This is a genomic window from Rhizobium sp. Root708, assembly GCF_001429725.1.
Classification (GTDB): domain Bacteria; phylum Pseudomonadota; class Alphaproteobacteria; order Rhizobiales; family Rhizobiaceae; genus Rhizobium.
In genome coordinates this window covers 103,416-117,937 of record NZ_LMHV01000040.1, presented here as the reverse complement: position 1 = coordinate 117,937, position 14,522 = coordinate 103,416, and the positions used below count along the sequence as shown (strand labels likewise).

14 protein-coding genes are annotated in these 14,522 nt (G+C 61.4%); 11 read left to right on the top strand and 3 right to left on the bottom strand.

Features of this window, described 5'->3' with window-relative positions:
• Positions 1-38: 38 nt before the first annotated feature.
• Positions 39-299 (bottom strand): ArsR/SmtB family transcription factor, encoded by a 261-nt coding sequence (locus tag ASE04_RS19785; RefSeq protein ID WP_056820892.1) that lies wholly within the window; start codon positions 297-299, stop codon positions 39-41.
• Positions 300-368: 69 nt separating this feature from the next.
• Positions 369-1,133, bottom strand: a complete 765-nt coding sequence (locus tag ASE04_RS19780) for a sulfite exporter TauE/SafE family protein (RefSeq protein WP_056820886.1) — start codon at positions 1,131-1,133, stop codon at positions 369-371.
• Between the two features lie 108 nt (positions 1,134-1,241).
• Between ASE04_RS19780 and ASE04_RS19775 the strand changes: the two genes are divergently transcribed.
• Both ASE04_RS19775 and ASE04_RS19770 read left to right on the top strand, forming a co-directional pair.
• Positions 1,242-1,895: a thiamine phosphate synthase gene (locus ASE04_RS19775; protein ID WP_056820882.1), complete on the top strand. Its 654-nt coding sequence runs from the start codon at positions 1,242-1,244 to the stop codon at positions 1,893-1,895.
• Positions 1,896-1,905: 10 nt separating this feature from the next.
• Positions 1,906-2,988 carry a tetratricopeptide repeat protein gene (locus tag ASE04_RS19770; RefSeq protein ID WP_056820875.1) on the top strand — a complete coding sequence of 361 codons (1,083 nt, stop codon included), beginning with the start codon at positions 1,906-1,908 and terminating at the stop codon, positions 2,986-2,988.
• A 3-nt stretch (positions 2,989-2,991) separates the two neighbouring features.
• Here the strand turns inward: ASE04_RS19770 and ASE04_RS19765 are convergent, their stop codons facing one another.
• A complete protein-coding gene (locus tag ASE04_RS19765) occupies positions 2,992-4,728 on the bottom strand; it encodes a hypothetical protein (RefSeq protein WP_056820870.1) in 1,737 nt (578 codons plus the stop codon).
• 344 nt (positions 4,729-5,072) lie between these two features.
• Here ASE04_RS19765 and ASE04_RS30260 point away from each other — a divergent pair, with 344 nt between their 5' ends.
• From ASE04_RS30260 to ASE04_RS19720, 9 genes are all read left to right on the top strand, one after another.
• Positions 5,073-5,402, top strand: a complete 330-nt coding sequence (locus tag ASE04_RS30260) for an STAS domain-containing protein (protein WP_443216890.1) — start codon at positions 5,073-5,075, stop codon at positions 5,400-5,402.
• Positions 5,399-5,767 (top strand): response regulator, encoded by a 369-nt coding sequence (locus tag ASE04_RS19755; RefSeq protein ID WP_056820863.1) that lies wholly within the window; start codon positions 5,399-5,401, stop codon positions 5,765-5,767. Before ASE04_RS30260 ends, ASE04_RS19755 begins: the two co-directional genes overlap by 4 nt.
• Positions 5,764-7,800 (top strand): chemotaxis protein CheA, encoded by a 2,037-nt coding sequence (locus ASE04_RS19750; protein WP_056820858.1) that lies wholly within the window; start codon positions 5,764-5,766, stop codon positions 7,798-7,800. Before ASE04_RS19755 ends, ASE04_RS19750 begins: the two co-directional genes overlap by 4 nt.
• Positions 7,797-8,300, top strand: a complete 504-nt coding sequence (locus ASE04_RS19745; RefSeq protein WP_056820852.1) for a chemotaxis protein CheW — start codon at positions 7,797-7,799, stop codon at positions 8,298-8,300. Before ASE04_RS19750 ends, ASE04_RS19745 begins: the two co-directional genes overlap by 4 nt.
• A 27-nt stretch (positions 8,301-8,327) precedes the next feature.
• The gene (locus ASE04_RS19740) at positions 8,328-10,025 is read left to right on the top strand and encodes a methyl-accepting chemotaxis protein (protein WP_056820848.1); all 1,698 of its coding nucleotides are present in this window, start codon (positions 8,328-8,330) and stop codon (positions 10,023-10,025) included.
• A 216-nt stretch (positions 10,026-10,241) separates the two neighbouring features.
• Entirely contained in the window at positions 10,242-12,056 is a 1,815-nt protein-coding gene (locus tag ASE04_RS19735) for a methyl-accepting chemotaxis protein (protein ID WP_056820845.1), read from the top strand.
• 1 nt (position 12,057) lies between these two features.
• The gene (locus tag ASE04_RS19730; protein WP_056820843.1) at positions 12,058-12,534 is read left to right on the top strand and encodes a chemotaxis protein CheW; all 477 of its coding nucleotides are present in this window, start codon (positions 12,058-12,060) and stop codon (positions 12,532-12,534) included.
• 23 nt (positions 12,535-12,557) lie between these two features.
• Complete coding sequence (locus ASE04_RS19725; RefSeq protein WP_056820841.1) at positions 12,558-13,409, top strand: CheR family methyltransferase; 852 nt, start codon at positions 12,558-12,560, stop codon at positions 13,407-13,409.
• A gap of 12 nt (positions 13,410-13,421) precedes the next feature.
• A complete protein-coding gene (locus ASE04_RS19720; protein ID WP_056820838.1) occupies positions 13,422-14,516 on the top strand; it encodes a protein-glutamate methylesterase/protein-glutamine glutaminase in 1,095 nt (364 codons plus the stop codon).
• Positions 14,517-14,522 lie beyond the last annotated feature (6 nt).

The following is a 14,522-nucleotide window of genomic DNA, read 5'->3' as shown; positions in this document are numbered from 1 at the left end:
GGAATATATCGCGACCGGCGCGTTTTCATGTCCAGATGTCAAGCCCAGAACTGATCCAGCCAGAGATTGAGCTTGTCGAAGCCGCGATTGTTGACGGCATAAATGCGCTTCGTGCCGTTTGCCGTTACCGATACGAGGTTGCAGTCCAGCAGTGCTTTCAAATGCTGGGACACGGCCGGACGGCTGATCGGCAACCCTTCCGCGAGCTCGTTCACAGTGCGCGGCGCGCGCCTTAGCTCCTCCAGCAGAAAGCGCCGGTGAGGGTCAGCAATCGCAGTAAAAGGGTCCGTGTTCGACATGCGGGAAAGCTACGTCAAACGGGGCATCTCGGCAAGAAAATTGTGCGGTGCAGCGAAACTGTCCGATGCCTAGTAGCCGAGGCCTTCCCGGGCGATCAGAACAGCGGCGATCAGGGCCATAGAGTACATGAAGGGATAGAAGATCGTCGGCTTCATGCGCTTGACGCACCACGCTCCCGCGAAGGTCGCGACCGGAGCAAAGGGCAGGAGGGTGGCCGAGGTCATCAGGTTCTGTGTGTCGAGCTGGCCAAGGGCGAAATACGGGACAAGCTTGATGGCATTCAGGATCGCGAAGAAGCGCACACTGGTTCCGATGTATTCGCGTGGGGCAAGCTGCAGCGGCAGCGCATAGATCTGGAACGGCGCCCCGCCCGCATGCGCGACGAAGCTGCCGTAGCCAGAAAACGTGCCCCAGATCGTGGCCAGAAGCGGTCGCTGGCCATGCGGGGGCACGACCCTGCCAGCGCCGGGGCCGAAGTTGTTCCAGAAGTAGCGCAGGCAGAAAAGAATGGTGACGGCGCCGATCACGACCCGCAGGACGTTTCCGGGAACAAGGGCCGATGTCGCCCATCCGAGCGCGACGCCGAACACCGCACCCGGCAGCATGATCTTCAGCGTTGTCCAATCGCCATGCTTGCGCCAGATCACCAGCGATATCATGTCCATGAAGACGAGGATCGGCAGGAGGATCGCAGCAGCCTGAACCGGCGAGACGACAAGTGCCAGAAAAGGCAATCCGATCAAGGAGAGGGCGTCGCCCATCCCGCCCTTGGCCAGGCCGACGAGGATGACGGCGGGAACAGCGGCGTAGTAAAATGACAGGTCCATCGGCATGCTTTTGAAAATCCTCCCCTTGCCAGTCCGATCTAACGGAATTACTCACACAAAACGAGTGCGGACCTGCCGGCCAATGGTGGAATCTGCTGCAAACGGAAAGAGTTCATGACCGAACCGGAAAATCGCTGCCGCCTAGTCCTCATCGTTCCCGATGTCGCGGACATTGAAGAGCAGGCAAAGATCGTGGAAGACGCCCTGAGGGGCGGTGACGTCGCGTCGGTTATCGTGCCGCAATACGCGCTGAACGACGGCGATTTCCAGAAACATGCGGAACGGCTCGTGCCGATCATCCAGGCCGCCGCCGCCGCGGCGCTGTTAGCCGGCGACACTCGTGTCATCGGCCGCGCCAAGGCGGACGGCGTGCATGTCACCGGTCCCGCGACCGAAATCGCTGAAGCCATCGACCGCTACGCTGACAAGCTCATCGTCGGCGGCGGCAATGCCGCCGATCGCCACCATGCGCTGGAGATCGGCGAGGAGCGGCCGGACTATATCTTCTTCGGCAAGCTGGATGGCGACATCAAGCCGGAAGCTCATCCGAAGAATCTCGCTCTCGCCGAGTGGTGGGCATCGATGATCGAGATCCCCTGCATCGTGATGGGCGGGACCGACCCGGCGTCGGCGCTCGCTGTTGCCGAGACCGGCGCGGAGTTTGTTGCGATGCGGCTGGCGGTCTTTGGCGAGGCTGGCCGCGCGCCGTCTGTTGTCACCGAGATCAATGCATTGCTGGACGAAAAAGCGCCACGGTTTGAGGATTGATATCGCCCTCATGACGATGAACGCCCGTTTCCTGCGCCTTTTGCTAGTTTCAGTCGCCGCTTCCGTCGCCGCCTGTGCAGGTGGCGCATCGGCGCAGACGGTCGACAACGTCGTGACGCGACCGCTCTCGGACGCTCCGGGCGCCTTGAAGACGAACCGGCCGCAAGCGGACGGAACCGCGCCATCAACAGGCGTCGGGGTTTTCGACCGCATGGGAGCCAAGCTGCCCGATCTTCCCGCTGAGAAGGATTACAAGGGGCCGGTCGACGAGGCCTACGGGGCCTATCAGCGCGGCTATTACCTCACGGCCATGGAAAGGGCGCTGCCCCGCGCACAATTGGGTGATCCTGCCGCGCAGACGTTGGTGGCGGAAATGCTGTCCAGCGGACTTGGCGTCAAGCGCGATCCGAAGGCCGCGGCATTCTGGTACGGCAAGGCCGCCGAGGGTGGCGACGCGGCGGCGATGTTCAAATACGCGCTGCTCCTGATGGAAGGCCGTATCGTCAAGCGCGACAAGGCCAAGGCCGACGACTACATGCACAAGGCTGCCGATGTCGGAAATCCGTCGGCCGCATTCAATTGGGGACAGATCCTGACCGCTGACAATCCCGGCGAGAAGGGATTGAAAATGGCTCTTCCCTACTACGAGAAATCCGCCGAGCAGGGGATCGCCGACGCGCAATATGCGGTGGCGGAGATCTATGCCGCGCTCCCCGATCTGCCGGCCGAGAAGAAGAACCTCGCCCGCGAGTGGATGGCGCGCGCCGCGCATGCGGGCTTCGATACGGCGCAGGTCGATCTCGGCGTCTGGATGGTGAACGGAACCAACGGTCCGCGCGATTTCACCAAGGGCTTCCAATGGCTGCGGCTTGCCGCCAATGGCGGCAACGTGGTTGCGCAGAACAAGCTGGCGCATCTTTATATCAATGCGCTAGGCACCAAGCCGGACCCCGTCGAAGCGGCGAAGTGGTATGTGCTTTCGCGCCGCGCCGGTCTGCCCGATCCGGCCCTCGAAGACTTTTTCCTTGGTATCGAAGACAATCAGCAGAAGGCGGCAATCGATGCCGCCAACAAGTTCCGCCGTACCCGCTAATCCCTAGAACAGCGCGTCGGCGAACAGATCCTCATCCTCGTCGCCTGTCGAGGCAGGAGCGGCCGCTGCTGCCTGGGGTTCTTCGATCGCCGCAATGATGTTGCGGTGGATCGTGCGCTCCTGCGCCATCGTGTAGAGCTTGAAGATCTTGCGATCCAAGGGTGCGATGATCTCCGTCAGATCGGAGATATCGGCAATCTCCGCGCCGGCAACGGTCTCCAATGCGTCGGCGCAGCGTGCGAGGGTATCGCCGAGGTCGCGCTGAAAATCGAGTTTTCCTGCCAGCTGGCCGATCTTGCCGGCGATTTCGCGGCCATGTTCGGCGAGGATTTTCAGTTCGCCATCCATCGTGTCCGCCGCGCCGCGAATGTCGGCGACCGCGCTGTCGAGATTTTCTGCGAGCCCGCCCGATCTGGCATCGGCTGGCGGCGCGATGTTTGCGGCGGCGGCTTCCAGAGCCGGCAGGCCGTTGACGATCGCATCGGCGGATTCGTCAAGCCGTCCCGCAAATATGCGCAACTCGGCGGTCACGACGTTGATGGACTTGCCTTCCTCGCCGAGACGGCTGCAGCGCAGGTTGGTATTCAGCGCCATATAGTTGATGTCGGTCTTGACCTTGCGGATGTTGTCGATCGACTGGAGCAGGTTGGCGGCGGTGCCGAGCGTCGACTGGCTGACCTGGTCGGCCTGACGCGTTGCCGCATCCACTTGCTTGACGATCTCGTGCGCTGCGGAGACGCTGGTTTCCAATGCACGCATGAAGTTGGATTCGCCGTTGTCCATCATCTGATCGCGCAACCGCAGGATCTCACGGGTGTCGTGGCTGAAGCTCGTGATGGTCTTCACGACGCTCTGCGAGTCGCGGTGGAAATCCTGGACCATTTCGTTCATCTGCGCTGCCGTCAGGTGATTGACGACGCATTCGAGGCGCCGACGGGCGTCGGCGTTGAGGCAGCTGCCCTCCGGGCCGCTCAGGAATTCTTCCAGCAGCGAAAACGTGCTCTGCACATGCTCGATGCGCTGGCGGGTGATGTCGCCGATCTGCAGCGCCGAAAGGGTCGAGGCCACCTTGCCCTGAACGCCGCGAGCGATGGCGGAAACGTCGCGTGCGATCGCTGCAAGATGCTGACGATGCTCGGAAATCTTGCGGGCGTCGTCCTGCAGCGCACCGGCGACTTCCGGCACGGTCCCGGAATAGTTCTTTGCCATGTTGACCCCGAAGGCCAGCGCCAGTTTGACTTCCTTTTCGAGTCGGTCGAGATGGCCGGCGAAGCTGTTGACTTCGTCCGTGCCGGAATAGATCCGTTCGAGGATTTCCTGCGCGAAGCCAGCGAATTCAGGCAGGCCGGCGCCGGTGATCTTCACCGTCACGGCAAATGTCCGCAAATAGCGCATCGTCTCCTGCATGTCCGCGACATGTTTGCGGAGCAAATGGCTGCTGTCCGCCAGCGCCGAGAGCGCGCCATGACGCGCCCTTTCGGCTTCAGGCAATTCCGTCAGGTTCTTCACCGTCGTACGCAGATCCGCGCCGGCATCGCTGCCTTCGCTGGCGTTCAATGCGCTGGTGACGCTGTCGAGCGAATTCAACAAATGGTTGAGTCCGTCCATGACGGACAGCAGCACCGATCCACCTTCGAGAAAACGTTCCTCGACCTGGATACGTGCCGCTTCCAACGTGTCGCTGACGCCGGATCCGGAGATCTCGAATGCGCCTATTGCCGATGCCGCCCCGTTTGTCACTTTATTTCCTTTACCTATAAGTCTGGCAGGTTGGGGACTATTTCTACGGGAGTGGATGGAAACGGGAGGTAAACATTCCGGACTCGCCTGCGTTGTGATTAACGGAGCATGAAAAAGTGCCCGCACAGGGCCGTCTAACGCCTATCGATTGAATCAAGATATTGGTTTTAAATCGCTTTTTATAAGTTGAGCGACGTTCACTATAATTTCTCCCGGGTGAGAATTCAGGGAGTCGAGACTCGTCGTAATTGTATTCGGACACAACCGGACTTTACTCCCCGTTAAGCCTATCGTGAGATTCGTCTTTGGGTCGAAAAAGTATTTCTCCGTCCCAGGAGGCCGAGTTGAGCGCCAGTGGCCAGTATAGGCAACATATTTCTCTGCCTGACATCCTAAGCATTAGGAATATCTCAGAGTTGAACCAAAAAATTACTGAATCATTCCAAAGTAATGATTCCATTTTTCTTGATATAGGCGAAGACGCGGAAGCAGATCTGAGTTTCGTTCAGCTTGTCGAAGCCGCTCGTCGGTTCGCCAAAGCGAGCGGAAAGACGATCGCGCTCGCTTCCCCCGCCGGGGTACACGTCCTGAAAGTTCTCGAACGCGCGGGCTTCGTCGAAGCCTTCAACCGCGAAGACGCACAGTTCTGGTTGCATAAAGAGGTCATGCCATGAGCGCCAATATTCTGACTGTCGATGACTCGGCAAGCATCCGTCTGACCACAAAGGTCACGTTGAGCAACGCCGGCTATACGGTAACGGAGGCGGTCAACGGCGCCGAAGGTCTCGCGACGGCGAAGTCCGCGCATTTCGACCTGATCGTTACCGACCTCAACATGCCTGTCATGGACGGTCTGACGATGATCGAGGAGCTGCGCAAGCTTCCGACCCATACGGGCGTGCCGATCATCTTCCTGACGACGGAGTCGGATGCCGACCTCAAGGCGCGCGCGAAGGCTGCCGGCGCAACCGGCTGGCTGACGAAGCCCTTCGATCCCGAAAATCTGGTCAAGATCGTCAAGAAGGTTCTCGGCAGATGAGTTCTCTCGACCCGGTAGCCGTGTTTCGCACCGAGGCTGCGGAATGCCTCGAAACGATCGAGGCAGGTCTCCTCGACCTGACGCATCAGCTCGACGACAAGGACCTGGTCGACGCGGTTTTTCGCGGCCTCCATACGCTGAAGGGCTCGGGCTCGATGTTCGGGTTTGATGCGCTCGCCGCATTTACCCATCATTGCGAAACTGCATTTGATCGCGTCCGCAAGGGCGAAGTGCCGGCAACGGCGGAACTGGTCGCGGCCGTACTTGCCGCGCAGGACCATATGCGTGCGCTGGTCGACCAGCCGGACGCGGATCACGGCGATACCGGGCACAAGCTCCTGGCTCAGCTGCAGGCGGCCGTCGGCGAGAACGCGCAAGCACCGGCAGTTGCGGCACCGGCCGCAGCCGCCGCATCGGCAAAGAAGACGACGACGTGGCGGATCCGCTTCAGCCTGCCGTCGAACGCGATGGCGAACGGAACCAACCCATTGGGTCTGCTCGACGAACTGCGCGATCTCGGCGAATGCAGCATCCGCGCGAATACGGCGGCCATTCCTCCGCTCGACGAGCTTGTCCCGACTGAGCTCTATGTCTCCTGGGACGTTCTGCTGACCAGCGAACAGGATCGTTCGGCGATCGATGATGTCTTCATCTTCGTGATGGACGACATGGAACTCGACGTCCAGCAGATCGCGGCACCGTCGGCGCAGGCCGTCGAACCGGCTGCGGCGGTTGTTGCCGCTCCCGCTGCGGCTCTGCCCGTTGCGCCACCGGTTTCGAATCCCGCGTTCAAGCCGGTCGAAGCCGTTCCGGCCAAGAAGGAAGCCGCCGCGGTTGCCGATCATCGCCAGGCGAAGGCGACCGAGAACGTCCGCGTTCCGGCTGAACGCCTCGACGAGCTGATGGACCGCGTCGGGGAACTCGTCATTGCGCAGTCACGCCTGAGCCAGCTGGCGAGCGCCAGCACCGATATTGCCCTTCGCTCTGTTTCGGAAGAAATCGAACGTCTCTCGGGCGAATTGCGCGACACGATGATGGTGCTCCGCATGGTGCCGGTCGCGACACTGTTCTCGCGCTTCCGCCGCCTCGTGCACGATCTCGCCCGCGAGACAGGCAAGGTGATCGAACTGGTGACCGAGGGCGAAAGCACCGAGGTCGACAAGACTGTCATCGAACGGCTCGCCGATCCGCTGGTGCATCTGGTGCGCAACTCCATCGACCATGGGCTTGAGACGCCCGAGGATCGCTTGGCTGCAGGCAAGCTCGAAGCCGGGACCGTGACGCTTTCGGCCCGGCAGGCCGGCGGCGAGGTCATCATCTCGATCAAGGACGACGGCCGCGGCATCAACCGCGAGCGGGTGCGCGCCAAGGCAGAATCCTCCGGCCTCATTTCGCCCGGTCAGCCGCTGTCCGACAGCGAACTGCTGCAGCTGATCTTCGCGCCGGGGTTCTCGACAGCCGCCGCCATCACCAACCTGTCCGGCCGCGGTGTCGGCATGGACGTGGTCAAGAAGACGGTCGAGGCCCTTCGCGGCTCGATCGACATCGAGAGCCTGCCGGGACAGGGGTCCGAGGTCTCGCTGCGCATCCCGCTGACGCTGGCCATCATCGACGGTCTGCTGGTGCGGGTCGGTTCCGGTCGCTACGTGATCCCGCTTTCGGCGGTCGAAGAGTGCCTTGAACTGTCGCTTGAAGAGGATCTGCGTTCGCGCGGTCGCAGCTTCATTTCGCTGCGAGACAGCCTCGTTCCCTTCTTGCGCCTGCGTGATCTCTTCCGCACCGGCACCAAGCCTGATGTGCACCAGAAAGTGGTGGTCATCTCCACCGGTACGGAGCGCGTCGGCCTCGTGGTCGACCAGATCATCGGCGACCACCAGACGGTCATCAAGTCGATGTCCAAGCTGCACAACGACGTCGCGACTTTCTCCGGCGCCACCATTCTTGGTGATGGCAGCGTTGCCCTCATTCTCGACGTCGGCCACCTCGTGGCCGCCGGTCAGCAACAGGAAGCACAGATGCGGGTGGCAGGATGAGCGCGGCAGTCGAAAAGATCGATCATCATTGGAATTATGCCGATGAAGTGGAGGTCCTGACCTTCGACATGAACGGCGAGACCTTCGCGCTCGAGGCCGTCATGGTTCAGGAAATCCTGGACCTGCTGCCGGAGACGGCGGTGCCGGGTGCACAGCCCTTCGTCGCCAGCGTCATCAACTTTCGCGGCAAGGTCATTCCACTTGCTGACCTGCGACTGGCCTTCGGCATGGAAGGCACGGAAGCGACCATCGACAGCCGGATCATCGTCATCGAGATCGATATCGAAGGCGAGACAACGCTCGTCGGACTTCGCACCGACAAGGTCAACGAGGTGACGACGCTTGCGAGGACCGCAAGCGAGCCGCCACCAAGCGTCGGGATGCGCTGGCGTCCCGATTACATCAACTGCCTGGTCAAGCGGGGAGGCGAATTCATCATTCTCCCGAACCTGCAGGCAATCTTTTCAGCACGGCACGATGCTTCGGGATCCGCCGCCTGAAGCGTCATCGAGTAAAGGGGTTTTATTATGCGATTGACGATCAAGACAAAGCTGGTGAGCGCGTTCACCTTTATTATTCTCATGCTTGTGGGCACTGCTGCCTACGGCATTTTTAGCCTGGGCAAGATCAACGATACCCTGGGCGAGCTGCTGGCCGGGCCGGCGGCACGGCTGGAATTGACGCAGGCCATAAACATTGCCGAGCTGGAAATCATTCGCCAGCAGAAGAACCTCGTCGCTGCTCGCGACGACAAGGAAACCAAAGGTGCGATGGAAAGCGGGGATACCGCCCGCAGCGAGCTGACCACTGCACTGACCTCGGTCATCGCGCTGGTGGAATCGGAAGAGCGTGCCCGTTGGCTCGAGATCGAGGGGATCTCCAAGAAATTCATCGCAGCCGATGATGAGATCAGGCAGCTGCTCCAGGCTGGCAACCACGATGGCGCAACGGCCGTTTCCGTTGGCGATGCCCGCCAGCTCGCGCATCAGCTGGACGGTGCTCTGGACGGCATGCTGGCCATTGAAAAGCAGAAGATGAAGGAAGCCGACGACAGTGCCGACCAGCAGTATGCATCGACGCGTCTGACGCTTATCATTGCCGCTGCAGTGGCCACGCTGATCGCCGCCATCACCGCCTTCTGGATCGCAAACACCATCAGCAAGGGTCTCGTTCGTGCCAACACGGCTGTTCGTGAAGTTGCCGAAGGCGACCTGACGAAGACGGCCGAGGTTACCAATCACGACGAAATCGGTGAACTCCTCGGCAACGTCAACCTGATGATCGAGCGCCTGCGCGGGGTCGTCGCCGATGCGCTTTCGGCCTCGGAAAACGTCTCGGCCGGAAGCCAGGAGCTCTCCGCAAGCTCCGAGCAGGTCTCCCAGGGCGCGACCGAACAGGCAGCTTCCGCCGAAGAGGCTTCCGCCTCGATGGAGCAGATGGCTGCCAACATCAAGCAGAACGCCGACAACGCGGCCCAGACCGAGAAGATCGCCCGCCAGTCCGCCAAGGACGCGGAGGAGAGCGGAGCGGCCGTTTCGCGTGCCGTCGATGCGATGCGCACGATTGCCGAGAAGATCAGCATCGTTCAGGAAATCGCGCGCCAGACCGACCTTCTCGCCCTCAACGCCGCTGTGGAAGCAGCGCGTGCCGGCGAGCACGGCAAGGGGTTTGCAGTGGTTGCCTCCGAGGTTCGCAAGCTGGCTGAACGCAGCCAGTCGGCAGCCGCCGAGATCAGCGCGATGTCTGGCGATACCGTCAAGGCAGCAAGCAATGCCGGCGATATGCTCGGCCGCCTGGTGCCCGATATCCGCAAGACGGCGGAACTGGTTTCCGAAATCAGCGCCGCTTGCCGCGAGCAGGATATCGGTGCCTCGCAGATCAACGAAGCGATCCAGCAGCTCGACAAGGTGACACAGCAGAACGCCGGCGCTTCGGAAGAGATGTCCGCGACGTCGGAAGAGCTGGCGGCCCAGGCCGAAGAGCTGCAGGCGTCGATCGCCTTCTTCAAGGTCGACACCGCCGGTGCAAAGGTCAGTGCCCGCAAGCCTGCGAAGTCCACGGCGAAGCCGGCTGCAACGGTCGTCCGCCGGGCACCGGTTGCCTCGGCCAGCAACAACGGCCGCGGCAGCGTCGCTGCTCAGCAGGCCCGCGCCAAGGGTTTTGCACTCGACATGTCGATGGGTGGCCCCGATGCGGGCGACGACGACTTCCGCGAGAGCGCCTAATAACGAACAGGGTCGTGGCCAGGCGACTGGCCGCGACCCATGGATGCCAACGTATGTCAACGTTGGAAGCGTGGCTGGCACCGCCACCCGCTCACGCAAGAGTAGATGTAAGGCTCTTTTTTCCTCCCGATTCCACGTTCGGCCGGTGCTTCGCATTCGGACGTTCATCCTACCAGGCAATTCTGCCGAAGCATTCCCAGTTTCTGGAGTCTACTCATGCGCCTAACAATCAAGCTAAAGCTTGCGTTGGTTTTTGCCGCCGTCATCCTGCTCAGTGGAACGATGGCGGGCCTCGCAATCTACAATCTCTCCTCGCTGAACTCGGCGATCACCCGGATGGTCGAGGAGCCAGTCAACGACCTCAAGACCGTCGTCGCCCTGAGCGACGTCTTCAATGGCACGGTGCGGGCCGAAAAGAACGCCATCCTGAACAGCGAGCCGAGCGAAATTGCCGATTTCGTCAAGTCGCTGCTTGGCCGTCAGGCCGATATCGAGGGGCTGACCGCAAAGCTCGCTGCCTCGACCGATCTGGATGTTCGCAATCAGGCAGCGCAGTTCAAGGTCCTCTACGACGAGTACGCGCCGATCCAGAAGCAGATCGCCGATCTGGCGACCCAGAATACGACGGAATCGAACGCCCGTGCGACGTCGCTGACGATGCACGAGGGACGCGACGTGATGAACAAGGCGTTGAAGGTCATGGAAGACATGACTGAGACGATCTCCGGCAACGTCCAGGAGACCGACCAGGCGACGGACCTTCAGTACGCCAACTCGCGCTTCATCCTCGTTTCCATGACCATCGTGCTGATCGCCTTCTCGCTCGGCTGCGCGACCTGGATTTCGCTCAACATTTCCCGTGGCCTGAAGCGCGCCGTCAATCTTGCTGATGCCGTTGCCATCGGTGACCTCGATCAGAATATCGACCACAAGAGCAACGACGAAATCCGCGATCTCGTCAACTCGATGTCCACGATGACCGGCAATCTGCGCGTCACCGCCGGTATTGCCAATCAGATCGCCAACGGTGACCTGACGGTTTCGCCGAAGCCGCTTTCCGACAAGGATACGCTTGGCATCGCGCTGGAGCAGATGGTCGAGCGACTTCGTGGCGTCGTTGCCGATGCACTTTCCGCCGCCGAGAACGTCTCTGCCGGCAGCCAGGAACTCTCCGCAAGCTCGGAGCAGGTCTCCCAGGGCGCGACCGAACAGGCCGCTTCGGCTGAAGAAGCTTCCGCCGCGATGGAGGAAATGGCTTCCAACATCAAGCAGAACGCCGACAACGCGGCTCAGACCGAGAAGATCGCCCGCCAGTCCGCCAAGGACGCAGAGGCAAGCGGCGAAGCGGTTTCCCGCGCCGTCGACGCCATGCGCACGATTGCCGAGAAGATTAGCATCGTTCAGGAAATCGCTCGTCAGACCGATCTTCTCGCCCTCAACGCCGCCGTCGAAGCAGCGCGTGCCGGTGAGCACGGCAAGGGCTTCGCGGTCGTTGCCTCGGAAGTTCGCAAGCTGGCTGAACGCAGCCAGTCGGCAGCCGCCGAGATCAGCGCGATGTCAGGCGATACCGTCAAGGCAGCAAGCGATGCCGGCGACATGCTCGGCCGCCTGGTTCCCGATATCCGCAAGACCGCCGAACTGGTTTCCGAAATCAGTGCTGCTTGCCGCGAGCAGGATATCGGTGCCTCGCAGATCAACGAAGCAATCCAGCAGCTCGACAAGGTGACCCAGCAGAATGCCGGCGCCTCGGAAGAGATGTCCGCGACGTCGGAAGAACTGGCAAGCCAGGCCGAAGAGCTGCAGACCTCGATCGCCTTCTTCAAGGTGGACATGGCAGGCAGCCGTACAAGCCGTGGTCCTGCTGCGCGCGTCAGCGTTCGCAGTGCTGCCCCCGCCGCGCGCAAGCCGGCCAGCAAGGCACCCGCTGCCAACACGGTTTCGGTCCAGCAGGCCCGGGCAAAGGGCTTCGCACTTGATCTGGCCATGGGCGGTCCTGACGACAGCGACGCCGATTTCAAGGAAAGCGCATAAGATGGCAACGGCACCCCTGGAAGCGCAGTTCGTCACCTTCAGCCTCGGCGATGAGACCTTCGCCGTACCGGTAGAGGTGGTTCGGGAAATTCTCGACTATGCGGAAGCATTCAAGATTCCGAATGGTCCTGACTACCTCCTTGGCCTCCGCGACGTGCGCGGCCAGGGCGTGCCGACCATCGACCTTCGGCTGAAACTCGGCATGTCGAAGACGGTACCCACGTCCCACACGCGTGTTCTCGTCCTCGACGTACCGATGGAAAGCAGGGTTCTTACGCTCGGCCTCGTTGCCGACCGTGTCTTCGAGGTCACGCCGTTTCGGCGTGACCAGATCGAGGCGGCGCCCGATATCGGCGTGCGCTGGCGCTCCGACTACATCGCTGGCGTCGTTCGCCGGGAAGGCGGATTCGTCGTCATCGTCGATCTTGCACGGTTGCTGTCGCGTGAAGACGCGTCGCTCCTGCAATCGGCAGCGTGATCGGTCGTTCGGAGCATCAATCCATGAGTATGGCTGCAGCAGAAACCCAGATCGGGGATCGGATCAGCAAGCGGAATTTCGATAAGCTTGCCCGATTCATCTACGACTACAGCGGCATCAAGATGCCGCCGACCAAACTGACGATGCTCGAAGGCCGCCTGCGGCGTCGCCTTCGGGCGACCAACCACGCGACCTTCGACGACTATTGCGACTTCCTGTTTCACGACGACGGGCTTGAGCACGAGACGGTCTATCTGATCGATGCCGTGACCACGAACAAGACGGACTTCTTTCGGGAGGCCCGCCACTTCGACTACATGCAGCAGACGGCATTGCCGACGCTGGCCGGGAACGGCGTCCGCATCATCAGGACGTGGAGCTCCGCATGCTCCACGGGTGCCGAGCCTTATACGATGGCGATGGTGCTCGAGGAGTTCGCCGGCGCGCGCAACGACGTCGACTACACGATCCTGGCGACCGACCTCAGCACCGATGTGCTGAACGCCGCGCGCCTCGGCATCTACAACGAAGACATGATCCAGCCGGTGCCGCGCGACATGCAGCGCAAATACGTCATGGTTCCCAAGAGCCCGACGCGCCGCGAGGTCCGGATTTCGCCGTTCCTGCGCAGCAAGGTCGGCTTTGCACGGATGAACCTGATGGACGAGAGCTATCCGGTCGGCGAGGCGATGCACATCATTTTCTGCCGCAATGTGCTGATCTACTTCGACAAGCCGACGCAAGCGGGCGTGCTCAAGCGATTGTGCGATCGTCTCACAGTCGGCGGCTACATGTTCATTGGTCACTCCGAATCCATCGCTGGAATCGACCTGCCGCTTAAGCAGGTTTCCAACACCGTGTTCCAGCGCACTTAAGTAAGGCTGCCCATGGGCAAGAAGATACGCGTTCTGATCATCGATGACTCCGCCAGCGTTCGCCAGACGCTCGTCCGCGTGCTGCAGGAGGATCCCGAAATCGAAGTCATGGGGGTTGCAACCGACCCCTTCATGGCGGCCAAGAAGATCCAGGAGGAAATTCCAGACGTCATCACGCTCGACGTCGAGATGCCGAGGATGGATGGCATAACCTTTCTGCGCAAGCTGATGTCGCAGCGGCCCATCCCCGTCGTCATGTGTTCGTCGCTGACGGAGGTCGGGTCCGAGACGCTGCTGCAGGCCTTGGAGGCAGGCGCCGTCGACGTCATCCTGAAGTCGAAGATCGGCGCTGCGGACAATCTCGCCGACGATGCCGTCCGCATCCGGGAAGTGGTCAAGAGCGCTTCCCACGCGCGTCTCGGCAACATGCGGCGCGCTACAAGCAGCCTGCGACCCGGCAAGGAAGCACCGCCGCAGAAGCTGACAGCGGACGCAATGCTGCCGCCGCCGACGGGACGCGCAATGGCGAAGACCACGGAAATGGTCGTCTGCGTCGGCGCCTCGACGGGTGGTACCGAAGCGCTACGCGAATTCCTCGAAGCACTGCCGGCCAACGCGCCGGGCATGGTGATCGTTCAGCACATGCCGGAGAAATTCACCGCTGCCTTCGCGAAGAGACTGAACAGTCTTTGCGAGGTCGAAGTGAAGGAAGCCGTCGATGGCGATCCCGTGCTGCGAGGCCATGTTCTGATCGCGCCTGGCGACAAGCACATGCTGCTGGAAAGGCAGGGCGCGCGGTATCACGTCTCGGTCAAGCAGGGGCCGCTGGTTTCACGCCATCGTCCGTCCGTCGATGTCCTTTTCCGCTCGGCGGCGCGTAGCGCCGGCTCGAACGCGATGGGGATCATCATGACCGGCATGGGTGACGACGGCGCCAAGGGGATGCTGGAAATGCACCAGGCCGGTGCCTATACCGTCGCGCAGGACGAGGCGACGTCCGTTGTCTTCGGGATGCCGAAAGAGGCGATCGCCAAGGGAGGAGTGGACAGGATTCTGCCGCTCGACCAGATCGCTCGGGAAGTGCTCATTACCCAGCAGAAATTCTGAAACGAC